General features: G+C 69.6%; 20 protein-coding genes. 9 read left to right on the top strand and 11 right to left on the bottom strand.

What is annotated here, in order from left to right:
- Positions 1-1194 precede the first annotated feature (1194 nt).
- Entirely contained in the window at positions 1195-1773 is a 579-nt protein-coding gene (locus GFH49_RS02485; RefSeq protein WP_155054066.1) for a DJ-1/PfpI family protein, read from the top strand.
- Positions 1774-1824: 51 nt separating this feature from the next.
- Here GFH49_RS02485 and GFH49_RS02480 read toward each other — a convergent pair whose 3' ends face one another.
- Both GFH49_RS02480 and GFH49_RS39765 read right to left on the bottom strand, forming a co-directional pair.
- Positions 1825-2490 carry an HAD family hydrolase gene (locus GFH49_RS02480; protein ID WP_155054065.1) on the bottom strand — a complete coding sequence of 222 codons (666 nt, stop codon included), beginning with the start codon at positions 2488-2490 and terminating at the stop codon, positions 1825-1827.
- 92 nt (positions 2491-2582) lie between these two features.
- Positions 2583-3098: a DUF6912 family protein gene (locus GFH49_RS39765; protein WP_230396123.1), complete on the bottom strand. Its 516-nt coding sequence runs from the start codon at positions 3096-3098 to the stop codon at positions 2583-2585.
- Between the two features lie 326 nt (positions 3099-3424).
- Between GFH49_RS39765 and GFH49_RS02470 the strand changes: the two genes are divergently transcribed.
- Positions 3425-3991 (top strand): Rv3235 family protein, encoded by a 567-nt coding sequence (locus GFH49_RS02470; protein WP_155054063.1) that lies wholly within the window; start codon positions 3425-3427, stop codon positions 3989-3991.
- A 123-nt stretch (positions 3992-4114) separates the two neighbouring features.
- Here GFH49_RS02470 and secA read toward each other — a convergent pair whose 3' ends face one another.
- On the bottom strand, positions 4115-6949 hold the full coding sequence (gene secA / locus GFH49_RS02465; RefSeq protein ID WP_155054062.1) for a preprotein translocase subunit SecA: 2835 nt from the start codon (positions 6947-6949) through the stop codon (positions 4115-4117).
- A gap of 282 nt (positions 6950-7231) precedes the next feature.
- On the opposite strand from secA, the gene GFH49_RS02460 reads away from it, so the two are divergent.
- Complete coding sequence (locus GFH49_RS02460) at positions 7232-7822, top strand: GNAT family N-acetyltransferase (RefSeq protein ID WP_155054061.1); 591 nt, start codon at positions 7232-7234, stop codon at positions 7820-7822.
- 172 nt (positions 7823-7994) lie between these two features.
- Complete coding sequence (locus GFH49_RS02455) at positions 7995-9197, top strand: winged helix-turn-helix domain-containing protein (protein ID WP_155054060.1); 1203 nt, start codon at positions 7995-7997, stop codon at positions 9195-9197.
- A gap of 3 nt (positions 9198-9200) precedes the next feature.
- Here GFH49_RS02455 and GFH49_RS02450 read toward each other — a convergent pair whose 3' ends face one another.
- The 7 genes from GFH49_RS02450 to mtnA form a co-directional block, all read right to left on the bottom strand.
- Complete coding sequence (locus tag GFH49_RS02450; RefSeq protein ID WP_155054092.1) at positions 9201-9947, bottom strand: response regulator; 747 nt, start codon at positions 9945-9947, stop codon at positions 9201-9203.
- Between the two features lie 203 nt (positions 9948-10150).
- Positions 10151-10843 carry a ribosome hibernation-promoting factor, HPF/YfiA family gene (gene hpf, locus GFH49_RS02445; protein ID WP_408055877.1) on the bottom strand — a complete coding sequence of 231 codons (693 nt, stop codon included), beginning with the start codon at positions 10841-10843 and terminating at the stop codon, positions 10151-10153.
- A 316-nt stretch (positions 10844-11159) separates the two neighbouring features.
- Positions 11160-12071, bottom strand: coding sequence for a ComF family protein (locus tag GFH49_RS02440; RefSeq protein ID WP_155054059.1), 912 nt, complete (start codon positions 12069-12071; stop codon positions 11160-11162).
- Positions 12072-12242: 171 nt separating this feature from the next.
- Positions 12243-14075: an LpqB family beta-propeller domain-containing protein gene (locus GFH49_RS02435; protein WP_155054058.1), complete on the bottom strand. Its 1833-nt coding sequence runs from the start codon at positions 14073-14075 to the stop codon at positions 12243-12245.
- Positions 14065-16146 carry an MtrAB system histidine kinase MtrB gene (mtrB, locus tag GFH49_RS02430; RefSeq protein WP_155054057.1) on the bottom strand — a complete coding sequence of 694 codons (2082 nt, stop codon included), beginning with the start codon at positions 16144-16146 and terminating at the stop codon, positions 14065-14067. Before mtrB ends, GFH49_RS02435 begins: the two co-directional genes overlap by 11 nt.
- A 1-nt stretch (position 16147) precedes the next feature.
- Positions 16148-16837, bottom strand: coding sequence for a two-component system response regulator MtrA (gene mtrA / locus GFH49_RS02425; RefSeq protein ID WP_015659998.1), 690 nt, complete (start codon positions 16835-16837; stop codon positions 16148-16150).
- Positions 16838-17005: 168 nt separating this feature from the next.
- Positions 17006-18154: an S-methyl-5-thioribose-1-phosphate isomerase gene (gene mtnA, locus GFH49_RS02420; protein WP_155054056.1), complete on the bottom strand. Its 1149-nt coding sequence runs from the start codon at positions 18152-18154 to the stop codon at positions 17006-17008.
- Positions 18155-18295: 141 nt separating this feature from the next.
- On the opposite strand from mtnA, the gene GFH49_RS02415 reads away from it, so the two are divergent.
- The 5 genes from GFH49_RS02415 to GFH49_RS02395 are packed head-to-tail and all read left to right on the top strand — an operon-like array spanning position 18296 to position 23921.
- On the top strand, positions 18296-19654 hold the full coding sequence (locus GFH49_RS02415; protein ID WP_155054055.1) for a DUF7847 domain-containing protein: 1359 nt from the start codon (positions 18296-18298) through the stop codon (positions 19652-19654).
- 4 nt (positions 19655-19658) lie between these two features.
- Positions 19659-20429: a DUF4129 domain-containing protein gene (locus GFH49_RS02410; protein ID WP_155054054.1), complete on the top strand. Its 771-nt coding sequence runs from the start codon at positions 19659-19661 to the stop codon at positions 20427-20429.
- Positions 20426-21622, top strand: coding sequence for a DUF4350 domain-containing protein (locus GFH49_RS02405; RefSeq protein WP_155054053.1), 1197 nt, complete (start codon positions 20426-20428; stop codon positions 21620-21622). Before GFH49_RS02410 ends, GFH49_RS02405 begins: the two co-directional genes overlap by 4 nt.
- Positions 21622-22611, top strand: a complete 990-nt coding sequence (locus GFH49_RS02400) for an AAA family ATPase (RefSeq protein WP_155054090.1) — start codon at positions 21622-21624, stop codon at positions 22609-22611. Before GFH49_RS02405 ends, GFH49_RS02400 begins: the two co-directional genes overlap by 1 nt.
- Positions 22611-23921 (top strand): DUF58 domain-containing protein, encoded by a 1311-nt coding sequence (locus GFH49_RS02395; RefSeq protein WP_155054052.1) that lies wholly within the window; start codon positions 22611-22613, stop codon positions 23919-23921. Before GFH49_RS02400 ends, GFH49_RS02395 begins: the two co-directional genes overlap by 1 nt.
- A gap of 108 nt (positions 23922-24029) precedes the next feature.
- Here the strand turns inward: GFH49_RS02395 and ltrA are convergent, their stop codons facing one another.
- Complete coding sequence (gene ltrA / locus GFH49_RS02390) at positions 24030-25283, bottom strand: group II intron reverse transcriptase/maturase (RefSeq protein WP_230396118.1); 1254 nt, start codon at positions 25281-25283, stop codon at positions 24030-24032.
- Between the last annotated feature and the right edge of the window lie 603 nt (positions 25284-25886).

The raw sequence follows: 25886 nt of genomic DNA, 5'->3' as shown, positions 1-25886 counted from the left end.
CTGGCTCCTGTCGCGCGTCTTTGCGTGACGTAGAAGGAAGTACGGTCTCTTCCCCTCCGACGTAACGCCTCGACACGGGGTGTCCGGTCTGCTCCGACGCTATGCCGCAAGGTGAGATGAGCGGGGGGTTATCGGCCATTCTCGACACGCCCGCGGGGTGTGACGCTGCTCTCCGTGCCGCAGGCACCCCAGGTGCACTGGCCACCCTGGGGCCCTCACCGGCCCCCTCCCACCCACGAAGACCAGCGACCACCGCCCGGCCACGGCTGTCAACCGCAAACCCCGGGCGCAAAACGGAGACCCCAAAGCCCCCGCGACCTATCGCGCTGATCACGCCACAAGGCTATCGCTCCGGACGGGGCCCCCGTCATGAGCCGTATGTGTACAAAACCGGGGGGCGAAGTTTGACGTTTTGCACAGGGCGGGCCACCCCGTCCAGCCCCGCCGCACTCCCGCACCGTTCTCCGCCCCCGCATCCTCTCAGCCCCCGCACCGTTCTCCGCCCGCCGCCCCGGCGCCCCCTCCCGGCCGCCGCCCGCTTCGCCCCCAACTGCGCCGTGCCGGGAAGGGGCCGGAGTGAGGAGCGGGGAATGCGGCGAGGGCCGGAGTGAGGCGGAGGAACGCGGCGGAGCCGCGGCGGGGTGCGGGGAACGCGGCGGAGCCGCGGCGGGGTGCGGGGAACGCGGCGGAGCCGCAGTAAAACGCCTACGCTGGGGAGGGAGTGCACGCGGGCACCCAAGGCTTGAGCCCGCCCAGCTGCGGGCGAGTCGTGCCCCAGGCGGCACCCAACCGCAGCGGGCGGGAGGCCGGCCCGCCAGGTATCCGGCACCCGTACCACCGGGCAGCGCCCACCCCGAGCAGGCGGCGGGCCGGCCCCGCCAACCGCGGGCAGTCGTGCCGCCAGGGCGACGCCCACCCAGCAGTCGGCGGCTTGACGCCGTCAGCCTGCGGGCAGTCGTGCCGCCAGGCGCGATGAAGGATCCCCCGGTCGAGCGAAGCCGGGAGTGGGGGAGGGTGGGCGCAGGCGCACCCCGCCAGCGCCGGGCTGCGCGATCCCCCCGACCGAGCACCGACGCCCGCGCCCCGCACCGTACAAACACCGGCACCCACCCCCTCCCCACCCACCGCCGCAACGCACGTTGCCCCCTAGCACCAGACAAAGCCGAAACCCACCCCCCGAGAGGAGCACAGCCCATGTCGGCCAAGATCCTCATCGTCACCGGCGACGCAGCCGAGTCCCTGGAAGTCCTGTACCCCTACCAACGCCTCCGCGAAGAGGGCTACGACGTCCACATCGCCGCCCCCACCCGCAAAAAGCTCCAGTTCGTCGTCCACGACTTCGAACCCAGCTTCGACACCTACACCGAAAAGCCCGGCTACACCTGGCCCGCAGACCTCGCCTTCGCCGAGGTCGACCCCGGCCAGTACGCCGCCCTCGTCATCCCCGGCGGCCGAGCCCCGGAGTACCTCCGCAACGACCCCGAACTCCGCAAGATCCTCAAGTCCTTCTTCGACGCCGACAAACCCGTCGCCCAGATCTGCCACGGCCCCCTGCTCACCGCCGCGGCAGACAGCCTCCGCGGCCGCCGCGTCACCGCGTACCCCGCCCTGGAGCCGGACATGCAGGCTGCCGGCGCGACCTTCCAGGACGCCGAGGCGGTGGTCGACGGCACCCTCGTCTCCTCCCGCACCTGGCCGGACCACCCCAGCTGGATGCGAGAGTTCCTCACAGTCCTCCGCGCAAAGGCCCCGGCAACCTCCCCGGCAACCTGAGCCACCCCACCCGCAGGCCCCCCAAAGGCCCCCCACAGGCCCCCGCAGGCGTCACGCAGCCAACCGCGCCGCCAACGCAACCGCCTCCCCCAACGTGTCCACCACCGGCGCCCCCGTCTCCTCAAGACTCGCCCGGCCGTGCGACCCCCCGGTATACAGCACGGCCCGCGCCCCCACATGACGCGCCGCCACCGCGTCATCCGCGGCGTCCCCGATCACCACCGTCCGACCAGGGTCCACACCGGCGAGCGCCGCGACATGCCGCTCCATGTGCTCGGCCTTGCTGCCGCCGGAGGGCCCTGTCCGCCCGTCGACCCGTATGAAGTGCGGTTCGATCCCGAACCCCCGCACCAACGGGACGAGTTCGTCATGGACGTACATGCTGAGAAGCGACTGGCTGCGCCCCGCCGACCGCCAGCTCTCCAGCAGCTCGGCGACACCCTCGGTGAGCCCGCACGTCACCCGGTGCTCGGCGTAGTACCGATGGAACGTCTCGTCCATGACCTGCCACTCGACCTCGGTCGGCAGCCGCCCCATCAGCCGCTCGTAGAACTTCGGCACCGGCACGCAGTACAGCGCCCGGTACTCCTCCATCGTGATCGGGTCGAGCCCCAGCTCGGTGAAAGCCGCGTTCGTCGCCCCGATGATCGCGTCATTGTCGTGGAACAGCGTCCCGTTCCAGTCCCAGACAATATGTGCGTCCGTCTGCATCCCCATGCCAGAAACCGTACCTGCCACCACTGACAATCAAGAGAACCAGCAGGCCAAAGGGAAGATCCGCCCAACCAGCGGAGAGTGGGCCGACGGGCTCAGTCCCCCAGCCCCACCAGATTCGGAATCTCCTGCGTCGCGAACCACAGCAGCTCGTGATCCTCGGCCCCGTCCACGACGAACTGCGCGTCGTCGTCCCCGCCGTCCGCCGCCTTGAGCGCCTCCGCAGCGGCAGCCACATCCGCCTCCGCGTCCCCGGCGTCGACATGCACCGACGCGGCCTTGGCCAGCGATACGGCCCCGCCGATCCGCACCTCCCCCAGCGCCGCCGGATCGAGCCCCCGGTCAGGGTCGGCGACCGCGGCCCCGTCGGGTACGTCGACGGCGACCACGACCCGGCGCCGTACCGCCCCGGCGTCGGCTGCCAGCAGTCGCAGCGAAGCCAGAGCGGCCCGGTTCAGTGCCGCGTACTCCAGCTCCTCGATGTCGTCGGAGAGGTACCACTCCCGCAATCCAGGCGTGACGGCATAGGCGACGAACGGTCCGTCCCCCAGCTCACCCGTCTTGTACGCCTCGGCGAGACCGGAAAGGGTCAGGGGGACGTAGACGCGCATGGCTGCCGCTTTCGTGGTCGGGGGCTCCGCAGTGCCCCGGGGACAGCGCGTTCCGCGTCTCCCGGAGGGCCTTCAGGATACGTGCGGGCGTCCCCTTTCGGGTCCCTGCCCACGCCTCGGCAGGCGTCCACCTCGCGCCCGGAACTCACCCCGTGCACCCGCGAGAACACGGGCCCGGGCACCCCTGGATCACCCGGATAAGTGAACCGTGCGACCACCTCCGCGCGGTCCGCGCCTTCCTTGCCCTCGCCGTCCGCGGCCCCGTACAAGATCCCCACCAGTAAGTTACTGCCCGGTACCTCCGGGCTCACCGAGCGGGGACACCCATGAACAAGGTCATGACCAGGGCGAACCACAACGCGGGCACCCGCCCACCCGGCCGCCGCGACACACGCCGCCCCGGCGGCACCCCGCCCCGCACACCGAGCAGCACGGCAGCACGCACGAGGACACGCAGCGAGGCGCGTACGACCTCCGCCACCGCATCTCACACCGCACCTCCCGCCGCATCTGCCGCCGTACCGCCTCAGACCCCGCCCAAGCCCGCCCAGCGCCCCCGGCCCACCGACGTCTTCGCCGACCGTCTGCTACTCGTCCTGAGCGGCCAGCGCCCCGTCCACTGGATGCTGGGCCACACCGCGGGCCGCGCCTACGACGAACTGGCCCGGCTGGCGGAACACGGTCTCCTGCGCACCCGCGGCACGCGCCCCGTCGTCCGCGACATCGGCTACTACATCGTCCACGCCGGCGCCGTCGAGGCCTTCGCCCGCATCGGAGCCGGTGACGAGCTGCGCGCCATGGCCTTCCGCCTGGAGAAGGGCCTGGACCTGCGCTGGCGCTGTACCGCGGTGGAGCTGGACGGCCGGCGCACACCCGAGCCGGTCGACGACTGAAGCCCCACCCAAGCCGCAGGGCCGGACACCCTCGGGGATGCCCGGCCCTGCACAACTCGGCTTCACTTCATGGCGCAGCCGCCGTCACGTCGGCCGACCGCTGCCCCTCGCGCGAGGCGCTTGTCACTTCTTACGGCGCCGCCCGCCCCGCGACTGCTTGCGGCGCTCCGCGCGGGTGAGGCCGTCGGACTCGGAGCGCGCCCCGGCGGTCTCCTCCTCGCCGACGAAGTCGCCCTCGACGGTGCCGCCCTCGCCGTCCACGGTCGGCGCGGTGAAGTGCAGGTTGCGCCGCTGCGGGGCTTCCAGGCCCTTGGCGCGGATCTCGGGGCGGGACCCCGCCTGCGCCGGCACCGCGTCCTGCTTCTGCAGGGTCGGCTGCTTGGCGTCCTCGACCGGGACGTCCTCGACCGGGACCTCCTCGACCTGCTGCTCGACCTGGACCTCCAGGTTGAACAGGTAGCCGACCGACTCCTCCTTGATGCCCTCCATCATCGCGGTGAACATGTCGAAGCCCTCGCGCTGGTACTCGACCAGCGGGTCCTTCTGCGCCATCGCGCGCAGGCCGATGCCCTCCTGGAGGTAGTCCATCTCGTAGAGGTGCTCGCGCCACTTGCGGTCCAGGACCGACAGCACGACCCGGCGCTCCAGCTCACGCATGATCTCGGAGCCGAGCTGCGTCTCACGCGCCTCGTACTGCTCGTGGATGTCGTCCTTGATGGAGTCGGCGAGGAACTCGGCGGTGAGCCCGGCCCGGTCGCCGGCGGTCTCCTCCAGTTCCTCGATGGTGACCTTCACCGGGTAGAGCTGCTTGAAGGCGCCCCACAGCCGGTCCAGGTCCCACTCCTCGGCGAAGCCCTCGGCGGTCTCGGCCTGGACGTACGCGTCGATCGTGTCGTCCATGAAGTGCTGGATCTGCTCGTGCAGGTCCTCGCCCTCCAGGACGCGGCGGCGCTCGCCGTAGATGACCTCGCGCTGCCGGTTGAGGACTTCGTCGTACTTCAGAACGTTCTTACGGGTCTCGAAGTTCTGCTGCTCGACCTGCGACTGGGCCGATGCGATCGCGCGCGTGACCATCTTGTTCTCGATCGGCACGTCGTCCGGGACGTTCGCCATCGACATCACGCGCTCGACCATCTGGGCCTTGAACAGGCGCATCAGGTCGTCGCCGAGCGACAGGTAGAAGCGGGATTCGCCCGGGTCGCCCTGACGGCCGGAACGACCGCGCAGCTGATTGTCGATACGCCGCGACTCGTGCCGCTCGGTGCCCAGGACGTAGAGCCCGCCGAGGTCCTTGACCTCCTCGAACTCCTCCTTCACCGCCTTCTCCGCCCGCTCCAGGGCGGCGGGCAGCGCCGCAGCCCACTCCTCGATGTGCTCCTCGGGGTCGAGACCGCGCTGGCGCAGCTCGGCCTCGGCGAGGTCGTCGGGGTTGCCGCCGAGCTTGATGTCCGTACCACGGCCGGCCATGTTGGTGGCGACCGTGACGGCGCCCTTGCGGCCGGCCTGGGCGACGATCGTCGCCTCACGGTCGTGCTGCTTGGCGTTCAGCACTTCGTGCTGGATGCCGCGCTTGGAGAGCTGCTGCGAGAGGTATTCGGACTTCTCGACCGACGTCGTACCGACGAGGATCGGCTGGCCCTTCTCGTGCTTCTCGGCGATGTCGTCGACGACGGCCTCGAACTTCGCGACCTCGGTGCGGTAGATCAGGTCCGACTGGTCCGCGCGGACCATCGGCCGGTTGGTCGGGATCGGGACCACGCCGAGCTTGTAGATCTGGTGGAACTCGGCGGCCTCGGTCATCGCCGTACCGGTCATGCCGGAGAGCTTGTCGTAGAGACGGAAGAAGTTCTGCAGGGTGATCGTGGCGAGCGTCTGGTTCTCGTCCTTGATGTCCACCCCTTCCTTCGCCTCGATCGCCTGGTGCATGCCCTCGTTGTAACGGCGGCCGGCGAGGATACGGCCGGTGTGCTCGTCGACGATCATGACCTCGCCGTCGATGACGACGTAGTCCTTGTCCTTCTTGAAGAGCTCCTTCGCCTTGATGGCGTTGTTCAGGTAGCCCACCAAGGGCGTGTTCACCGACTCGTAGAGGTTGTCGATGCCCAGCCAGTCCTCGACCTTGCCGACACCGGCCTCGTGGATGGCGACCGTGCGCTTCTTCTCGTCGACTTCGTAGTCGCCGGTCTCCTCGATGCCCTTGAGGGGGTTGCCCGCCTCGCCGCGCTTGAGGCGCGTGACCAGCTTGGCGAAGTCGCCGTACCACTTGGTGGCCTGGTCCGCCGGGCCGGAGATGATCAGCGGCGTACGGGCCTCGTCGATGAGGATGGAGTCGACCTCGTCGACGATGGCGAAGTTGTGGCCACGCTGGACGAGTTCCTCCTTGGACCACGCCATGTTGTCGCGCAGGTAGTCGAAGCCGAACTCGTTGTTCGTGCCGTACGTGATGTCGCAGCCGTACTGCTCACGGCGCTGGGCCGGCGTCATGTTGGCGAGGATGCAGCCGACGGACAGGCCCAGGAACCGGTGGATGCGGCCCATCATCTCGGAGTCGCGCTCGGCCAGGTAGTCGTTGACCGTGATGATGTGGACGCCCTCTCCGGAAAGGGCGTTCAGATACGCGGGCAGGGTGCCGACCAGGGTCTTGCCCTCACCGGTCTTCATCTCGGCCACGTAGCCCATGTGGAGGGCTGCGCCGCCCTTCATCTGCACGTCGTAGTGGCGCTGGCCGAGGACGCGCTTGGCGGCCTCCCGCACGGTGGCGAACGCCTCGGGCAGCAGGTCGTCCAGGCTCTCACCGTCGGCGTACCGCTGCTTGTACTCATCGGTGAGGGCCCGCAGCTCGGCGTCGGAGAGGTCGACGAAGTCCTCTTCGATGGAGTTGACCTGGTCCGCGATGCGGTGCAGCTTGCGCAGGATTTTGCCTTCGCCTGCACGCATGATCTTCGAGAGGACGGACACGGGGGTTGGTCTCCTTGCCGGTCGGGCCTGGGACGGTCGGTTTCCATTTGACTTGACTGAGCAACGGCCATCGTATGCGAGGACCCCGGCGTGCCGGGAGGCCTGCCGGGACTGCGACTGTCCGCGGCGCCGCAACTCTCCAAATACTCTTCAATAAGGGACAACGGCCGGGGCCCACGGATGGTGCCGCGTCACGCCGACGATTTGCGCGAACTGTGATCACCCACTCACGCAGCGCGAAAATGATGGCGCCTTCGTCGAGGCCCCGACCAGAATCACCGGATGGAACCCGTCACTCTGACCACCGGACGTCTCGTCCTGCGCACAATCGGCCCGCAGGACGCCGACGCCGTGTACGCCGCCGCCCAGGACGCCGCTATCCAGCGCTGGACCACGATCCCCTCGCCCTACCTCCCCGAACACGCCGAGAGCTTCACGGCACACCTCGTTCCCGACGGCTGGACGAACGGCTCCATGTTCACCTTCGGCGTCTTTCTCCCCGAAGGGGAGCTGGTCGGCATGCTCAGCATCACCATGCGTTCCCCGGGCGTAGCCGAGGTCGGCTTCTGGGCCACGAAACACCACCGAGGCAACGGCTACATCACCGAGGCCACCCTCACCGCCGCCCGCTGGGCCTTCACCCACGTCCCGGTCGACCGCATCGAATGGCGTGCCGAGGTAGGCAACGAAGCGTCCCGGGCCGTCGCCGAACGCGCCGGATTCACTCTCGAAGGCACCCTCCGCTCCGCCCTCAACAACAAAGGCGTCCGCCGCGACTGCTGGCTGGGCTCCCTGCTCCCCTCAGACCTGGATCTCCCCTCGACAACCCCGTACCTGCCAACACCCACATCCTCCAGTTCGTCCGGCGTTTGAGGACGAGGCCGTTCAGGCCGAAGCGGCGCTCTGGGGCGGCAGCCCCAGGGATGGGACGGGTAGGGGCGGCGGGGGCGAGACACCGTGACACCCGCACCACCAGCGCCGGGCGGCCATGTACATACCCGCAGCTCACCGCCATTGTCAGTGCCACCCCCTATCGTGCGGACCCATGACGACCCTCCCGCGCCCGACCACGGAACTCTCGGCAGACGACGCCCGCCGTCTCGCCCTCCGCGCACAGGGCTTCATCGGCGCCCCCAACCGCCGATCCGGCGTCCGCGGCCTCCTCCGCCACCTCGGCGCGGTCCAACTCGACACCATCTCGGTCCTGGCCCGCTCCCACGAACTCATCCCGTACTCCCGCCTGGGCGCGATAGGCCGCAAGGCCATCGAGAACGCCTACTGGACGCCCGCATCCGAGGCCGCCCCGCCGGCACCGCCGCACGCCTTCGAATACTGGTCCCACGCCGCATGCATCCTCCCCATCGAGGAGTGGCCCCATTTCGCCTTCCGCCGCCGCGCCTACCGCAACCGCCCGCACTGGAACCACGAACTTGCGGACGGCGCCTACGACCAGGTGATCAAGCAGCTGCAATCAGAAGGCCCCCTCACCGCCACAGAGTTGGGCGGCGCGAAGAGAACCAGCGAATGGTGGGACTGGTCCGGCGCGAAGGTCGCCGTGGAGCGCGCCCTGATGTACGGCGAGGTGGTGTGCGTCGCCCGCCGCGGCTGGAAGCGGGTCTACGACCTGGCCGAACGCGCGGTCCCGGGCACTCTGCTGCACGACGGACTCGACGACACCGAGTGCCTCCGCAGACTGGTCCGCCTCGCCGGCCAGTCCCTGGGCGTCGGCACCCGCGCGGACATCGCCGACTACCACCGCCTCAAGGGCGACCAGGTCGACGAGGTGATCGCCGACTCGGGCCTGGTCCCGGTCACGGTCGAGGGCTGGGGCAAACCGGCCTGGGCCGACCCGGCGGCCCTGAAAACCCCTCCACGCGGCCGCCACCGCACGACGCTTCTGTCTCCCTTCGACTCACTGATCTGGGAACGGGCGCGCACCGAGCGGATCTTCGGCTTCACCCACCGCCTGGAGGCCTACGTCCCCAAACCGAAGCGCGTGTACGGCTACTTCGCGATGCCGGTCCTGGCGGGCGGCCGCCTCGTCGGCCGCGTCGACCCGGCCCGCGAGGGCAGCACCCTGGTGGTCAAGCAGGCCACCCTGGACGGCCCGAAGGCGATCCCGGCCGTCGCCCAGGCGCTGGCCGAAGCGGCAAGCTGGGTGGACTGCACGGACGTACGCGTGGAACGCGTGGACGCACCCGAACTGCGTGAGCCCCTCGCAAGGGAACTCGCCCGCATACTGGCCTGATCGTCAGCGGATCTCGAGGATCTTCTCCCGCATCGCATACACGACCGCCTCCATCCTGGAGTGCAGCTGCAGCTTCTCCAGGATGTTGCGCACATGGTTCTTCACGGTGTTCTCGGAGATGAACAACTCCTTGGCGATATCGCGGTTGTTCATCCCCGTGGCGACGAGCTTGAGCACCTCCAGTTCGCGGTCGGTAAGCCGCGGTGCCGGCACCAGCCGACGCTCGTCAGTCCGCTGAATCATCGACTTGAACTCGGTGAGCAGCTTCGACGCCATGGAAGGGCTGATCTGCGACTGGCCGTCGGCCACCGCACGAATGGCGGTGGCCACCTCGTCCGTCGAGATCTCCTTGAGGAGATAACCGGTCGCGCCCGCCTTGATGGCGTCGTACAGATCGGCTTCCTCGTCGCTGATGGTCAGCATGATGATTTTGGCACTGGGGGCCACTTCCTTGATCGAGGTGCACGCCTCGATCCCGCCCCGCTTGGGCATCCGCACATCCATCAGGACGATGTCCGGCAGCAGATCGGCGGCCTTGTCGACGGCCTCCGCGCCATCACCCGCCTCCCCGATCACCTGGATGTCCTCCTCGGCCGCGAGCACGATCTCCAGGCCACGACGGAAGAGGGCGTGGTCGTCCACGACCAGGACGCGGATCGGCTCCTTACGTGGTGAGCCCGTGTCCGAGCCCATGCCGGCGACGCCGTCGTCGGCATCTCCGTCATGCATCGGTCCGAAGCTGTCCGCCATCGTTCCTCCCCCTGAAGGCTGTGGCTGGTCCTGTGCCATCGCCAACCCAAGGCAACGGCCCACCGGTTGGGCCGTTGCGGCCATGATTTCATGCCCGGGCGACACTGAGGCGACAGAGCGGGGCGCGAAGTGGTCGCACACGGGTGCCCCTGGGGGCGCACACGCGCTCCAGGGGCACCGGTCAGGTGTGTCGGCCGGATGGGTCAGCCACCCAGCGTGCCGCCTGTCGCGGAGGATTGCGCCTGGGTGACCATCGGGTCCGTGTTGAGGTGGATGACGCCGTAGTCGTATGCGTGCCGCCGGTAGACGACGCTCGGCTCCTTCGTCTCGGAGTCGACGAACAGATAGAAGTCGTGCCCGACCAGCTCCATCTCGTAGAGCGCCTGGTCGAGGGTCATCGGAGAGGCGACGTGGGTCTTCTCGCGGACTACGAGGGGGCCTTCACCCTTGACTTCCAGCGAGCCGATCTTCTTGACGGGCACCCCGTCCGAGTCTTCGTCGTGGACGGTGCGGCCGTTCCCGTTGAGCGTCGCCGCGCCCGGAACGTGGTCGGGGACCTCCGCTGCCGTGAGCCGTCGCGCGCCCCGACGTGTGTGGCGCTTGTCGTGCTGCTTGCGCAGCCGGGCATCCAGCTTCTCCGCCGCCAGGTCGAGTGCCGCATACGGATCGCTGGCCGCCGCCTCCGCCCGGATCACAGGACCGCGGGAGCGGAGCGTGATCTCCACTCGATCCGATCGGTCGGCCTGTCGGGGGTTCGGCTCCTTGGACACCTCGACGTCGAGGCTGATCACCTTGCCATCGAGCTTCTGGATCTTCTCCAGCTTCAGCTTCTCGGCCACGTGCTTGCGGAACCGCTCGGGCACCTCGGTCTTGCGGCCCTTGACGACGATGTCCACGCAGAACTCCGTTCCCGGATCGCTCCGCTTCAGCGGCGGAGCATCTCCCTTTTGCATCAGGTTCCGGTGAGCTCGGAACCTCGGACTCGGTGACGTCCACCTCCTCCTCCCCCGCGGGCGAGATCTCCACCCCGGCCGGTCGCGGATGATTACGCAAAACCCGCGGCACGGCATTCGGATATGCGAGGTGTGGCCTGGGCCTTTCCCTCACAACCGAACATATCTCGCCTGGACGGATGCCGTCACCCTCTACCGCGGTGTACCTCCACTCGGGTGAATTGCTCCTCTCATAACCTGCAACGATGCATGTTCACGGTCAGTTCCGGTTTATTTCGAAGGAACCCGGCGAAGCCGCGACCACGGCTGCGCAGATCGGGTCACGCGCCCGGTGGGTGCCCGCCGTTCCGCGCACTCCGTGCCTTCGGTCCGCTGCCTCGTCCATTGATCCAGTCCTCCGTTCCTCTGTCCTTTCCCGAGGCGCCCCGGCATACACCGCCGCAGCCCTTCTTACGTACGCTTCCGGTCCGTCTGCCCAGCTGTACCCAGCCGTCCCGTCCGTTCCGCCGCGAGCAGCCACCGCCGCTGTTGCCGCCCGTACGGCACGCGCCGCCTCCGTCAGGGAGGCGCCCGTCGTCATCAGGTCGTCGACGAGCACGACCGGGCCTTCGGCGAGCAGCCCTGCGCCTGCGGGCGCCACGGCCAGCGCGCCCGTGAGGTTGTCCAGTCGCTGCCGCGAGTTGAGCCCCGCCTGGTCGGCCACGGCCCTTCGCTGCCGCAGCACGGCGACCACCCGGGCCGGTACCCCGCTCCGCCGCAGCTCACCCGCCGCGGCAAGCGCGATCCGCCGAGCCGGATCATGCCCCCGAGCCCGCACCGCCTTACGCGCAGAGGGCACGGGAACGAGCAGCACGGGCCGACTGTCCCGCGCCTGGTCGCCGCTCAGCCCCGCCCGCACAGCCCCTGCCAAGGCCGTGCCCAACGGTGCCGCGAGCGCCAGCGCGCCCCGTTCCTTGTGGGCCAGCAGCACGGAACGCACCTCGTCCGCATACCGGGAGGCCGCGTGCACGGTCGGCAGCCCGGGCGGCTCCGGCACCGGTCGCACCACGCGCGGTGCGGCCCCGCTCAGCGCCGTACGGCACTCCGGGCAGAGCGCCGTACGAGGCCGACCGCAGCCTCCGCACTCGGTCGGCAGCACCAGGTCGGTGAGGTCCTGCCACCACCCCCGCATGTCCACCACTGTGCCAACACCCGCGCATCGCGGCCACCCCTGTGGACAACGGCCTGTGGATAACTCCGCACGCCGACCGGACGGCAGTACGACGGCAACGGACGTAGGGCCGCAGTACGCGGCCGCAACCTCGGGTCACGCGGAAGGGGAGGACCGCACCGCACCGCAGCCTCACCCCGGATAAACCGGCGCCGAGCCCTCCGTGATCACCTTCTGCCACTGGGCCCCGGTCGGCAGGCGAACGATCCCGTCCTCCGAGTACGCCACGAGCGGCAGCCGCTGGTCCTCGGACGCGGCGATCTCCTTCACGCCGGTCAGAGCGGCGGGCGCCGACCCTTCAGGGGTGGCACCGTCGACCTGGGCGTACCGCATCTGCTGGACGCCGCCCTCCTCGCGCCCGACGACCACCAGCCGGCTGTCGCCGGCCCACGACATGGCGGTGACTTCTTCCAGCTCCGGTGCCGCGGAATGCAGTCCGACGACGGACACGGCCTGGCTCTCGCCCACCTTGCCACTCCGCTCGATCCGCCCGATGAGCAGGGACTGCTTGCCGTCCTTGTCGACGACGAGCGCGATCCGCACCCCGTCGGAGGCCACCCGGACGGATTCGATACGGCCGTCCAGCTCCGGCATGTTCACCACGATCGGCTCACCCGCGCCGTCCTCCAGCATGAACAGCCCGGAGTTTGCGGGGTTCTGGTCGGCCACCCACAGATCGCCCTGGCTGTCCCAGCTGGGCGTCGTCAACCGCTCCGCCACCGAGCCGCCCGCGCTGTGCAGCACGGGCTCCCCGAGGGAAGCGCCCGACACCATCGAGCCGACGTACAACGACTTGCCGTCGGCGCTGACCGCGGCAGCCCTGTTCTCGTCGCGCGAGACGGCCACCGAACGCAGCTCGGCATCGACCTCGCCCAGTGCGCCCGGCACCGGCTCGGGTTGCTTGTCGCTACTGTCGGCCGCCATCCGCACGAGCCGCTTCTCGCCGTCGACGAAGTACAGGTACTCGGCGCGCTTGACCTCACCGCGCGCGGCGACCGTATCGGCGCTGTCCTCGGTGAGCGTGCACAGCTGGGCGTCGCCCGACTTCAGCTCGACCTCACCGACCGCCGGGGTGAGGTCCTGCAGGGTGAAGAGGATCTGGGCCGCCATCTCCCTGCACTTGCTCAGACCGACCCGCGCGGCCTTTTCGTTCAACGGGACGGTCAGCTTGTTCTGGTCGTCCGGCGTCAAGGAATCGACGCCCTTCTTCAGCGCCGTACCGGTCGGGAAACTCGACCTGACGACCGACTTGAGCCAGACGGTGGGCCCGTTGAGCAGGGAGCGCACCATCTGCGTCATCGGGTCCACGTGCCGTCGTACGTACACCGGATCGGCGACCGCCGCAGGCTGCTGCACGACCGTCCCGGGCGCGGTGTTCGAGGCGAAGTAGTACTTGTCGACGGACATGTAGTTGCGCTGGAAGTCCGACCTGCCCATGACGACGCCCGGCGGCAGGCCGTCGATGCGCCACTGCTTGGTCTTCTCCTCCCGTACGAGGTACACCATCTGGCTGTAGTTCCCGCGGGCGGGCGCATAGGCCTGCTGCCTGTCCACCGCGGCGACCTTGGTACCACTGAGCATGAAGGAGAAGTAGTCGCTGTCCTCGCGAGGCCCCGGATCGGGCGTGGTGTCGGGCGCGCTTGCGAGCACCGTCGTGGACGTCTCCGGCTGCCATTTCTTCGCAGCCCTTGCGGTCAGGTACTTACGCGCCGTCTCATAGTGCGGATCGTCGCTGGTCAGCGCCTCCAGGAAGCCGTCCACGATCTGCTGTGGCTGAGCGCCCTCGGAGGGCGGCATCGCGAAGACCCGCACCTGTGTGTCCTGACGCGGGGTGGATTCGACGCCGCGCAGATCACCGCTGTCGGGCATGGAAGCGCATCCGGCCAGCAGTACGGCGCCACAGGCGGCGTACGCCCCCGCGCGGACCGGTCGACGCCGCGCGCCCCCTTCGCGGTCAGCGCCCACGAAATGCCTCCCCTTGCTGTTCCACGTCCGGCGATCCGGCCTCCGCACGGTCCGAGGACACGCCGCGCCGCCCGTCCGAAGCGGGCGGGTCGTCCTGTCGACGGGTGCCTGAAGCCGGCCGAGGCACCACGCGCGCGCCGTTGCCGGGCAGCGCCGTCGGGTCGGCCGTGGGGGCCACGGCAGCCAGCCGCGGTGCGATCGACATCGGCGGCCCCTGCTCCCCCATCGGCTGCGCCGGTACCGTCGCGGTCTTCTCGCCACCGCCGTGCGGCAGTCCGGCGTCATCCAGTCCGCGATGGCGTCGCGAGTCCTTCGGCTCCAGGGGTATCGGGGAGCCCCGCAGCGGCTCGTCCGCCGTCCTCGGCAACGTCAGCCGGAACTGTGAACCGCCGCCCGGCTCACCCCATGCCTGCAACCAGCCACCATGCAGCCGCGCGTCCTCCAGGGCGATCGACAGCCCGAGCCCCGTACCACCGGTGGTACGCGCACGTGCCGGGTCGGCTCGCCAGAACCGGCTGAAGACGCGGGTCGCCTCGCCCGGCTTGAGCCCGACACCGTAGTCGCGCACCGAGACAGCGACCGCCCCGCCCGCCGCAGCGAGCCTGACGACGACGTCCTTGCCCTCCCCGTGCTCCACGGCATTGACGACGAGGTTGCGCAGGACACGCTCCACACGCCTCGCGTCCGCCTCCGCGACAACGGGCTGCTGGTCGCCGACGACCCGTATGTGCGTGCCCTTGCGCTCGGCGAGCGGCTCAGCACCGCTGACCACCCGCCGTACGACCTCCCTGAGGTCTATCGGCTCGGCCTCCAGTGCCGCCGCGCCCGCGTCGAAGCGGCTGATCTCCAGCAGATCGGCGAGCAGCGACTCGAACCGGTCCAACTGGTCGGCCAGCAGCTCCGCCGACCGCGCGGTCACGGGATCGAAGTCCTGCCGCGCCTCGTGGATCACGTCGGCGGCCATCCGTACGGTCGTCAGCGGCGTCCGCAGCTCGTGCGAGACGTCGGACACGAACCGCCGCTGCATCCGCGACAGGTCCTCCAACTGCTGGATCTTCAGCTGCAGGTTCTGCGCCATCTTGTTGAAGGCCTCACCGAGCCGGGCGATGTCGTCCTCCCCGGTGACCTTCATACGCTCCTGCAGGCGCCCCGCAGACAGCCGCTCGGCAATGCCCGCGGCCATCCGAACGGGCGTCACGACCTGGCGCACCACCAGCCAGGCAATGGCCCCGAGGAGAACGACCACGAACAGGCCGGCCGTCGCCAGCGTCCCCATGACCAGGCTCAGCGACTTCTCCTCCTGCGTGAGCGGGAAGAGGTAGTACAGCTGGTAGGGGTCCCGGTTCGGGTCGTCGACCTGCTTGCCGATGACCAGGGCCGACTGGGACTCCTTACCGGTGCTGTAGATGATGCGGGTGTAGCTCTGGGCCACCGCGGTACTGGCGTCGACGCGTTCACGCAGTTCCTCGGGCACGCTGGCGAACGGGTCGACGTAACCCGAGGCACGCGGTCCGCGCCCACCGCCGGTGTCGTCGCCCACGGGGAGCGTCACGACGTCGAAGGCGCCCTGGCCGCCGCTGGAGAGCGAGGAAACCAGGTCGCTCATCCATTCGATGACGTTCTGCGCGGGACGGCCATCCTCCGTGGTGGCGTCGTCGACGGTCCCGCTGGCCGTCTCCTCGGCGTTCTGCTTGGCAACCGCGAAACCACCGGTGGCCTGGCTCTGCGAGGCCTTCACCTTGGCCTCCAGCAGGCCGTTGCGCACCTGCCCCATGACGACGAAACCGAGCAGCAGGACCACGCCCAGTGACATCAGCAGCGTCGTGACAACGACCTTGAGCTGGATGTTGCGCCGCCACAGTCGCATGACGGGCAACAGCGGCCGGCGCACCCAGCGCATGAACAGGCGCAGCACCGGGCTGCCCTGGACTCCGCCCTGCAGCAGCCCGCCCTCCAGGAAAGGTCCCCAGCGGGAGCCCGACGTCTTAGAGCCCGACGTCTTACGGCCGACAGACCGCTCCGCACGAGCCCCGGTCCGCCCGGGCGACGAAGCGGCACTGTCTCCGGACATGTCAGCTGGGTCCTGCCTTGTATCCCACACCACGCACAGTCACCACGATCTCCGGCCGCTCCGGGTCCTTCTCGACCTTGGAACGCAGCCGCTGTACATGCACATTCACAAGGCGCGTGTCGGCGGCGTGCCGGTAGCCCCACACCTGCTCAAGCAGGACCTCACGGGTGAACACCTGCCACGGCTTACGGGCCAGGGCCACCAGCAGGTCGAACTCCAGCGGCGTCAACGCGATCGACTGCCCGTCCCGCTTCACGGAGTGACCGGCGACATCGATGACCAGGTCACCGATGGCAAGCTGCTCGGGCGCCGGCTCTTCGGATCTCCGCAGCCGCGCCCGGATCCGGGCGACCAGCTCCTTCGGCTTGAACGGCTTCACGATGTAGTCGTCCGCGCCCGACTCCAGCCCCACGACGACATCGACCGTGTCGCTCTTGGCCGTCAGCATCACGATCGGCACACCCGACTCCGCCCTGATCAGACGGCACACCTCGATGCCGTCCCGGCCGGGCAGCATCAGATCGAGCAGCACCAGGTCTGGCTTGGTCTCGCGGAAAGCAGCCAGCGCCTTGTCGCCGTCGGCCACGAAAGACGGCTCAAAACCTTCACCACGCAGCACAATGCCGAGCATCTCGGCCAGTGCGGTGTCGTCGTCGACGACAAGGACTCGTCCCTTCATAAACGACATCATCCCATTCTCGTAACATTGGCGAAGGTACTGGTGAGGCACGTCACTGGCCCGTGACGATAGTCGTATCCAACCGTCACTGTCTGCCCTGGGCCAGCGGCCCCCTCTTCAAGACACGGACGCGAACGGGATCCACACCGTCCTTCCTCACAGGATCGCAGAAACATTCAACTAACTGAGCGTGACCTGATGGGCCCTGGCACACAGCTCTGCCAGCGCTTCAGCCGTCACAGGTGAAACGGCGCCTTCCTCAGTGACGATCGCCGTCACCAGCTCCGGCGGGGTCACATCGAACGCCGGGTTATACGCCTGTGTCCCCAGCGGCGCCACCGGAACCCCCCCTCCCGCCTCCGCTCCGGCCACCGGCACCTGGGGCGCCGTCACCTCGATCACCTCATGGCCGGCCCGCTGCTCGACCTCGATGGACGCCCCGTCAGGCGTGTCCGGATCCACCGTCGTCACCGGCGCCACCACGATGAACGGCACATGGTGGTAGCGCGCGAGCACCGCGAGCGGATAGCTCCCCACCTTGTTCGCCACCGAACCGTCCGCCGCGATACGGTCCGCCCCGATCAACACCGCGTCCACCTCCCCGGCCGCGAACAGCGACCCCGCCGCGTTGTCGGTCAGCAAGGTGTACGCCATACCGCTGCGCGCCGCCTCGTACGCCGTCAGCCGAGCGCCCTGCAGCAGCGGTCGTGTCTCGTCCACCCACAGCCGCCGCAGCCGACCCGCCCGATGCGCGGCGAGCGCCACCGCGAACGCCGTCCCCTCACCACCCGACACCAGTCGTCCGGTGTTGCAGTGCGTGAGGATCCGGTGGCCGCCGCCGGGCAGCAGCTCGTCCAGCAGCGCCAGCCCCTTCCCGGCCATCCGCGTGCTGGCCTCGGCGTCCTCCTGGTGCAGCGCACGCGCCGCGGCCAGCGCCGCCCGGGCGGAGCGCTCCGGATCGCCGCTGCTGCCGAGTTCCGCCCGGTACGCGGCCTCGGCTCTACGCACCCCGACGGCGAGATTCACCGCGGTGGGCCGGGCGCTCGCCAGCGCGCTCGCGGCGTCGGCCACGTCGAAACCGCGCGCGGCGGCGAGCGCGACCCCATATGCTCCCGCGATGCCCAGCAGCGGCGCCCCGCGCACGGCGAGTGAACGGATCGCCTCCACCAGCGCAGGGGCGTCCGTACACACCAGTTCGACCTCCTCGACCGGCAGCCTCGTCTGGTCGAGAAGGACCACCACGGGACCTTCGGGTGGCTCTTCCCAGCGGATCGCCGGTATCTCGGTCGACTGGTTGTCCTCGCCGGATTGCGCGTACTGATCAGCCATGCGGTCAGTCTGCCCCCTACCCGGCGGACAATTGAAGGTGTCCAGCCCACACCGCGACCGGTCACGCGTCGACCACCCCATGGCACGATGGCTGCCAACCTGCCGCCGCGACCGCGGAACGGGCACCGTGAAGGAGCGACGATGAACGACACTCCGGGCTGGGCTTCGCCCGGATCTGCCCCGTCCGACGGACAGCAGCCCGGTGCATCGGGTCCTGCCGAGCCCGCCGACCGGCCCGGCACCGAGCAGCCCGCCGGCCGGCCGGGCACTGATGCGTCGGACCCCGGCTCGAAGTGGTCCAAGGAGCAGCCGCCACCAGCCCAGTGGTCGCCCCCCACGGGACCGCCGGCCGGCCCCGGCCAGGCCCCGCCACCACCTCCGCCTCCCCCCGGCCAGGGCTGGGGCAACCGACCTCCTGTCGGCCCTGGTGGATACGGCGGATACGGCGGATACGGCGCTCCCGGCGGACACAGCGGCTGGGGCGGCGGCTGGGGCGGTCCCCCGCCCGCGGCCAAACCCGGTGTGATCCCGCTCCGCCCCCTCGGCGTGGGCGAGATCCTCGACGGCGCCGTCTCCACCATGCGCGCCTACTGGCGCACGGTTCTGGGCATCGCGCTGGCCGTCGCCGTCCTCACGGAGATCATCGTCATCCTGCTCCAGGGCTTCGTCCTGGACGACAGTGCCAGCACCGAGGCCCTCAACGACCCGAGCGCCAGTTTCGACGAGGTGACCCGCGCCCTGGGCGACACCATGCTCAACACGAGCGTCGTCTTCCTGGTCTCCCTGATCGGCACCATCGCCGCGACCGCCCTGCTCACGACCGTCACCAGCCGGGCGGTGCTCGGCAAGTCCGTGACCACTGGTGAGGCCTGGCGCGATGCCCGCCCGCAGGTGGCGAAGCTGTTCGGCCTGATCTTCCTGCTGCTGCTCATCGCCTTCGGCGTGATTCTCGGCGGCGCGACGCCCGGCATCATCGTCGCCGCAACGGGTTCCGATGACGCTGGTGCCGCCCTCGCCATCCTGGGCAGCCTCGCCGCAGGCGTGGTCGCCCTGTGGCTGATGATCCGCTTCTCCCTCGCCTCGCCGGCGCTGATGCTGGAGAAGCAGAGCATCGTGAAGTCGATGAGCCGCTCGGCGAAGCTGGTCCGCGGCTCGTGGTGGCGGGTCTTCGGCATCCAACTGCTCGCCACGATCATCGCGAACATCGTCGCGTCGATCGTCGTCATCCCCTTCACCTTCCTGGGCGCCGCGGTCAGCGGAGACGGCGTCAGCAACTTCCTCGACACCGGCGGCAGCGATCTCGGCTGGACGTTCCTCATCGTCAGCGGGATCGGGGCCGTGATCGGCTCGATGATCACTTTCCCGATCACGGCCGGCGTCGCCGTGCTCCTCTACATCGACCAGCGCATCCGCCGCGAGGCCCTCGATCTTGAGCTGGCCCGCGCGGCCGGTCTGCAGGACTACGGCGCGGGCGCCCCCGGCCCCACGCCGGGGAGCTGATGCGGTGAGCCCGACGGGGGGAATTCTGACGGCCGTACCTGCACGCGTCGCCGACACGGCCGTACGGGCGCTGCTTCGCGCCGGTGATGCGTCTGCGCTGTCGCGCTCCGCCGACGAACCGCCGCTGACCATCCCGCGCGAACCGGCGCGGGACGCAGCTCGGAGCGAGCTGTCCAAAGGCAGGTACCACGAGAACGACCCCAGCCTGTTCCAGCGCGCGCTGAACGCATTCTGGGACTGGGTCGACGAGTTGTTCGGCACCGCCTCGGCCGCCACTCCCGGGGGAACGCTCGGCCTGGTCGTCGTCATCTTGGTCGTCCTCGCGGCCCTGGGTGCCCTGTGGTGGCGCCTGGGCACCCCGCGTCGAACAGCGGTCTCCCCCGCCGCCCTGTTCGACGGCCGCCCCCGCAGCGCCGCCGAGCACCGCGCCGCCGCCGAAGCACACGCCGTCCAGGGCCACTGGGACCAGGCCGTCCAGGAACGCATGCGGGCCATCGTCCGCGCCCTGGAGGAACGCGCCCTTCTCGATGTCCGCCCCGGCCGCACCGCCGATGAGGCCGCCGCGGAAGCGGGCCGCGCCCTGCCTGCCACTGCGGACCGGCTACATGCCGCCGCCCGTGACTTCGACGACGTGACATACGGGGGACGCGCGGCAACCGAGCAGTCGTACCGCCGCAGCGCCGAACTCGATCGCGACCTGGAACGCACCAAACCGGTGCTCACCAGCAGCGTCCACAGCGCGGCCCAGAACGCCCGCCAAGGAGCCGCCGAATGACGACTGAGGCCACGCTCCCGTCCACCTCGGCCTCGCCCACCACCCGCCAGGTGTGGACCCGCACACGAGGCGTCCTGCTCGGCCTCGTGCTGCTCCTGGTGGGAGCCGTGGTGATCGCCGTGATCCAGTCCGACGCCCGGCACGGCCGACTCGACCCACGCTCCGCCGACCCATACGGCAGCCGCGCCGTCGCCGAACTGCTCGCCGACCGCGGCGTGTCCACACGCGTGGTCACCACCCTGGACGAGGCCCGCACCGCCGCCGGCCCCGACACCACACTCCTGGTGTCCGAGCCCGACCTGCTGACAGAACGTCAACAGACACAGCTGCACGCCGCGACCGACGCCTCCGGCGGACGCACCATCCTGGTCGCCCCCGGCAGTTGGTCCGTCGAACGGCTCGCCCCCGGCGTCATCGCTGACCCTGCCACCAGCCTCGACTCCACGCTGTCCCCGGACTGCAATCTGCCTGCGGCCCGCCGCGCGGGAAGCGCCGACACCGGCGGCATCCGCTACACGGCCCTTCAGGTCGGCGCCGACGAGTGCTACCCCAGCGAGCGCCTGGCCACCCTCGTGCGCATCCCGGCGGCATCCGAGGGCGGCGACACCGTCGTCATCGGTGCGCCCGACATCCTCTTCAACGACCGCCTCGACGAGCAGGGCAACGCCTCGCTCGCTCTCCAACTCCTCGGCTCCCGCCCTCATCTGGTCTGGTACCTCCCCTCGCTCTCCGACTCCACTGCCGCCGGCACCGAGGGAGAGCGCGGCTTCCTCGACCTGCTCCCCTCGGGCTGGCTCTGGGGCACGCTTCAGCTCTTCATCGCGGCAGCCCTGGCCGCCCTCTGGCGGGCACGTCGGCTCGGCCCTCTCGTGCCCGAAAATCTCCCCGTGGCCATCCGCGCCTCCGAAACCGTCGAAGGCCGCGCCCGCCTCTACCGCAAGGCCAACGCGCGCGACCGCGCGGCCGCCGCTCTCCGCTCCACCACCCGCACCCGCCTCGCTTCCCTCGTCGGCGTCCCCGTCGCCCAGGCACACGCGCCTGAAGCCCTGCTCCCCGCACTGTCCGCCCACCTCCACGGCGACGGACAGTCCCTGCACGCCCTCCTCTTCGGCCCGCCGCCCAGCGACGACGCCGCGCTCATCACTCTCGCCGACCAACTCGACGCCCTCGAAAGAGAGGTACGCCGTCCATGATGGACCCGACCACTGACAACGCCGGGCCGACCGAGGACGCGGGCACCGCCCGAGCCGCCCTGGAGGCCCTGCGCGCCGAGATCGCCAAGGCCGTGGTCGGCCAGGATCCCGCTGTGACCGGCCTCGTCGTCGCCCTGCTCTGCCGCGGACACGTTCTCCTTGAAGGAGTCCCCGGAGTCGCCAAAACGTTGCTCGTCCGCGCACTCGCATCCGCACTCGAACTCGAAACGAAGCGCGTCCAGTTCACCCCGGACCTGATGCCGAGCGACGTGACCGGCTCCCTTGTCTACGACACCCGCACCGCTGAGTTCTCCTTCCAGCCCGGCCCGGTCTTCACCAACCTCCTCCTGGCGGACGAGATCAACCGAACGCCCCCCAAGACCCAGTCGTCGCTCCTGGAAGCCATGGAGGAACGCCAGGTCACGGTCGACGGCACTCCCCGCCCGCTCCCCGAGCCCTTTCTGGTCGCAGCGACCCAGAACCCGGTCGAATACGAGGGCACGTACCCCCTCCCCGAGGCCCAGCTGGACCGTTTCCTCCTCAAACTCACCATCCCCCTCCCCTCCCGCCAGGACGAGATCGACGTCTTGACCCGTCACGCCGAGGGCTTCAACCCGCGCGACCTACGCGCTGCGGGCGTACGCCCCGTGGCCGGCCCCGCGGCCCTCGAAGCCGCTCGCGCCGCAGTCGCCAAGACCGCCGTCTCCCCCGAAATCTCCGGCTACGTCGTGGACATCTGCCGCGCGACCCGCGAATCGCCGTCCCTCAGCCTCGGCGTCTCCCCACGCGGCGCTACCGCCCTCCTGGCCGCCTCACGCGCGTGGGCCTGGCTGACCGGCCGCGACTACGTCACCCCCGACGACGTCAAGGCCCTGGCCCTCCCCACCCTCCGCCACCGCGTACAGCTCCGCCCAGAGGCCGAAATGGAGGGCGTGACAGCCGACTCCGTCATCAGCGCGATCCTCGCCCACGTCCCGGTTCCCCGCTGATGGCCCTCACCGGACGCACAGCGCTTCTCGCAGCCGTCGGCTCCCTCCCCGTAGGCATCTGGGAGCCCAGCCTCACAGGTCTCCTCGCCGTGAACGTTCCCCTCGCACTGGCCTGCGCCTGTGACTTCACGCTGGCAGCACCCGTACGACACCTGCGCCTGACCCGCTCCGGCGACACTTCCGCACGCCTGGGCGAGCAGGCCGATGTGACCCTCACGATCACCAACCCGTCACGCCGCCTGCTCCGGGCCCACCTCCGCGACGCCTGGCCCCCCAGCAGCTGGCAACCCGGAACGGAAAGCGCCGCCGCCCGCCACCGCCTCACGGTCCCCGCCGGTGAACGCCGCCGCATCACCACCCGCCTACGCCCGACCCGCCGCGGCGACCGCCAGGCAGACCGGGTCACCATCCGCTCGTACGGCCCTCTCGGCCTCTTCGCCCGCCAAGGCACCCATAGAGTCCCCTGGACGGTCCGCGTCCTGCCGCCCTTCACCAGTCGCAAGCACCTCCCGTCGAAGCTCGCCCGCCTGCGCGAACTCGACGGCCGTACCAGCGTCCTCACCCGCGGCGAAGGCACAGAATTCGACAGCCTCCGCGACTATGTTCCCGGCGACGACACCCGCTCCATCGACTGGCGTGCCACTGCCCGCCAGACCGCGGTCGCCGTACGCACCTGGCGCCCCGAACGCGACCGGCACATCCTCCTGGTCCTCGACACCGGCCGCACCTCGGCCGGCCGCGTCGGCGATGCCCCACGCCTGGACGCCTCGATGGACGCCGCCCTGCTCCTGGCCGCCCTGGCATCCCGCGCCGGCGACCGCGTCGACCTGCTCGCATACGACCGCCGGGTACGCGCGCTGGTCCAGGGCCGCGCAGCAGGCGATGTCCTCCCATCCCTGGTCAACGCGTTGGCAACACTCGAACCCGAGCTCGTCGAAACCGACTCCCGAGGTCTTACGGCCACCGCGCTAAGGACAGCCCCCCGCCGCTCTCTGATCGTGCTCCTCACGACCCTTGACGCGGCTCCCGTCGAAGAGGGCCTGTTCCCCGTACTCGCCCGCCTCACCCAGCGCCACACTGTTCTGCTGGCATCCGTCGCGGACCCGCACATCGCCCGCATGGCCACGGCACGCGGCGACGCAGATGCCATTTACGAATCCGCAGCCGCCGCCCAGGCCCAAAACGAGCGTCATCGCACAGCGGAACAACTCCGCCGTCATGGAGTCACGGTCGTGGACGCGACACCTGGTGAGCTGGCTCCAACGCTGGCTGATGCATATCTGGCGCTAAAGGCGGCTGGGCGCCTTTGATGAGGAGGGCGGGCATGGCTTGCCCGCCCGCCTAAAATCGGGTAGGAGGGCCGGGTCGCCCGGCCCTCCTCCCACACCACCGGACATGCGGGTCACGCATCCGGCGGTTCACCAAGCTGATCTCAACCGTTGCCAGGTCGGCTTGAGCGTCTTCAGGCCGAGGTCGTCCCAGTAGGAGTTGGGCAGTGCCCGCGCGAGGACGGGGGAGCCCGCGATCCGCCAGTAGCCCTTGCTGCTGTTCCCCCACTCACGGGAGAACTGCTCGTTGAACCCGAGCTTGCGCAGCATGGCCCGGCGGGCCCGGGGGATCTTCCATTCCTTCCAACGGATCTGCCGCATCCTGCGGTGCAGCCACTTGTCCAGCTCGCGGAACAGATGCGCACCGTCCGCGAGCCGGAAGTAGCCCATCCAGCCAACGATGAAGCGGTTGATCTTCGCGATACGTTCGTTCATCGCGATGCTCCACCGGCGCGAGGTCAGCTCCCGCAGCCGCATCTTCAGACGGACGACCGCCTTCGGATCGACGCGGATCCCAACCTTCCCACGCCGGGCAAAATAGAAGCCGAACCCCAGCATCGTCATGACAGAAGCTGGGACCACCTTCGACTTGTCCCGGTTGACCTTCAGTTTCAACCGCTGCTCGACCACGGCCGTGACCGAGGCGAGCACCCGGCAAGCGGCTCGCTTGCTCCGCACGAAGACACGAACGTCGTCTGCGTAACGCACGAACCGGTGACCGCGCTTGAACAACTCCCGGTCCAGGTCGTCGAGCATGATGTTCGACAAGACCGGCGACAGCGGGGAACCCTGGGGGGTCCCCTCCGCGCTCGGCATCCTGATGCCGCCCACCATGATCCCGGCGTCCAGATACCTGCGGATCAGCTTCAAGACCCTGCGGTCATCGACCTTGCGCGCCACCCGCGCCATCAGGACGTCATGCTGAACCCGGTCGAAGAACCGGTCCAGATCAAGGTCCACGACCCAGCGGTGTCCGTCCTCGATGGCCCGCCGCGCGACACGGACCGCCTGATGGGCGGACCGGCCGGGACGGAACCCGAAGGACGACCCCGAAAACTGCGGGTCGAAGATGGGCACGAGCACTTGCGCGATGGCCTGCTGGATCAAGCGGTCCAGCACCCGCGGCACCCCCAGCATCCGCTCACCGCCGCCAGGCTTGGGGATGATCACCTGACGGACCGGCGCCGGCCGGTAGATGCCCGCGTCGAGTTCGGCCCTCACTTCGGGCCAGTGCACCGCGATCCACGGCCTCAGCTCAGCCGTGGTCATGCCGTCCACCCCGGGAGCACCCCGGTTGACTTCAACGCGGTTGAGCGCCGCGAGCAGGTTCTCCTTCGAGAGCATCAACTCCCACAGCGAAGACTCCCGCTCCCGGTGAACGCCCTCCGTGGAGTGCGCCGACCGGCCACTACGCTCCGCCAGGACACTTCCGGAATGCACCGGTCCCTTCCCGGTCGGCACCGCCGAAGCGGACTTACTGCGGTCCACGTGACCAGCACGAGCAACCACCACATCACCCGTTCCACTCGATGTTCGGCCCTTCCCAGCCCGCCACGCACCGGCAGCCATCCCGGCTGGTACTACGACCTCTGCTGACTTCTGCCCGGTCAGCCCGCGCCTCCCGGCACGGACCGTCGGCGCGGCGACAACTTCAGCACAACCGACACCCGGACAGATCTCCCCAGGTAAGAACGATCACTGTCCCTGGATCCCCGCCGCGTTTACGCACTGGCCCTCTTGGCAGTGACGGGCATCGCCTTCTCGTGCAGGCTCACCCGACCAGTACGCCTCATACGCGATTCGCGTTCCTCGGTACCCAGGTCTCGCCTCGGGCTTCCTCCAGACCCCACCTCACGATGACGCCCTTGCCTCCGGCTCGGGGTTAGCACCACCTCTTCCCCCAGGGGACTTCCACCCCCAAGCAATCGCCCATGCTGGGCACACACG

The sequence above is a fragment of the Streptomyces blattellae genome, from assembly GCF_009709555.1.
Lineage (GTDB): Bacteria > Actinomycetota > Actinomycetes > Streptomycetales > Streptomycetaceae > Streptomyces > Streptomyces blattellae.
The sequence above is the reverse complement of the archived record's forward strand: the minus strand, read 5'-3'. Positions and strand labels throughout refer to the sequence as shown.

What these genes read in the sequence shown, in the direction of transcription:
- GFH49_RS02415 (WP_155054055.1), top strand. Translation starts at nt 18,296, where the DNA reads ATGAACGACACTCCGGGCTGGGCTTCGCCCGGATCTGCCCCGTCCGAC.
- GFH49_RS02480 (WP_155054065.1), bottom strand. Translation starts at nt 2,490, where the DNA reads ATGGGGATGCAGACGGACGCACATATTGTCTGGGACTGGAACGGGACG.
- GFH49_RS02450 (WP_155054092.1), bottom strand. Translation starts at nt 9,947, where the DNA reads ATGGCGGACAGCTTCGGACCGATGCATGACGGAGATGCCGACGACGGC.
- GFH49_RS02440 (WP_155054059.1), bottom strand. Translation starts at nt 12,071, where the DNA reads ATGCGGGGGTGGTGGCAGGACCTCACCGACCTGGTGCTGCCGACCGAG.
- GFH49_RS02485 (WP_155054066.1), top strand. Translation starts at nt 1,195, where the DNA reads ATGTCGGCCAAGATCCTCATCGTCACCGGCGACGCAGCCGAGTCCCTG.
- GFH49_RS02455 (WP_155054060.1), top strand. Translation starts at nt 7,995, where the DNA reads ATGACGACCCTCCCGCGCCCGACCACGGAACTCTCGGCAGACGACGCC.
- GFH49_RS02400 (WP_155054090.1), top strand. Translation starts at nt 21,622, where the DNA reads ATGGACCCGACCACTGACAACGCCGGGCCGACCGAGGACGCGGGCACC.
- GFH49_RS02395 (WP_155054052.1), top strand. Translation starts at nt 22,611, where the DNA reads ATGGCCCTCACCGGACGCACAGCGCTTCTCGCAGCCGTCGGCTCCCTC.
- GFH49_RS39765 (WP_230396123.1), bottom strand. Translation starts at nt 3,098, where the DNA reads ATGCGCGTCTACGTCCCCCTGACCCTTTCCGGTCTCGCCGAGGCGTAC.
- mtrB (WP_155054057.1), bottom strand. Translation starts at nt 16,146, where the DNA reads ATGTCCGGAGACAGTGCCGCTTCGTCGCCCGGGCGGACCGGGGCTCGT.
- mtrA (WP_015659998.1), bottom strand. Translation starts at nt 16,837, where the DNA reads ATGATGTCGTTTATGAAGGGACGAGTCCTTGTCGTCGACGACGACACC.
- GFH49_RS02470 (WP_155054063.1), top strand. Translation starts at nt 3,425, where the DNA reads ATGAACAAGGTCATGACCAGGGCGAACCACAACGCGGGCACCCGCCCA.
- ltrA (WP_230396118.1), bottom strand. Translation starts at nt 25,283, where the DNA reads ATGCTCTCGAAGGAGAACCTGCTCGCGGCGCTCAACCGCGTTGAAGTC.
- GFH49_RS02405 (WP_155054053.1), top strand. Translation starts at nt 20,426, where the DNA reads ATGACGACTGAGGCCACGCTCCCGTCCACCTCGGCCTCGCCCACCACC.
- mtnA (WP_155054056.1), bottom strand. Translation starts at nt 18,154, where the DNA reads ATGGCTGATCAGTACGCGCAATCCGGCGAGGACAACCAGTCGACCGAG.
- GFH49_RS02460 (WP_155054061.1), top strand. Translation starts at nt 7,232, where the DNA reads ATGGAACCCGTCACTCTGACCACCGGACGTCTCGTCCTGCGCACAATC.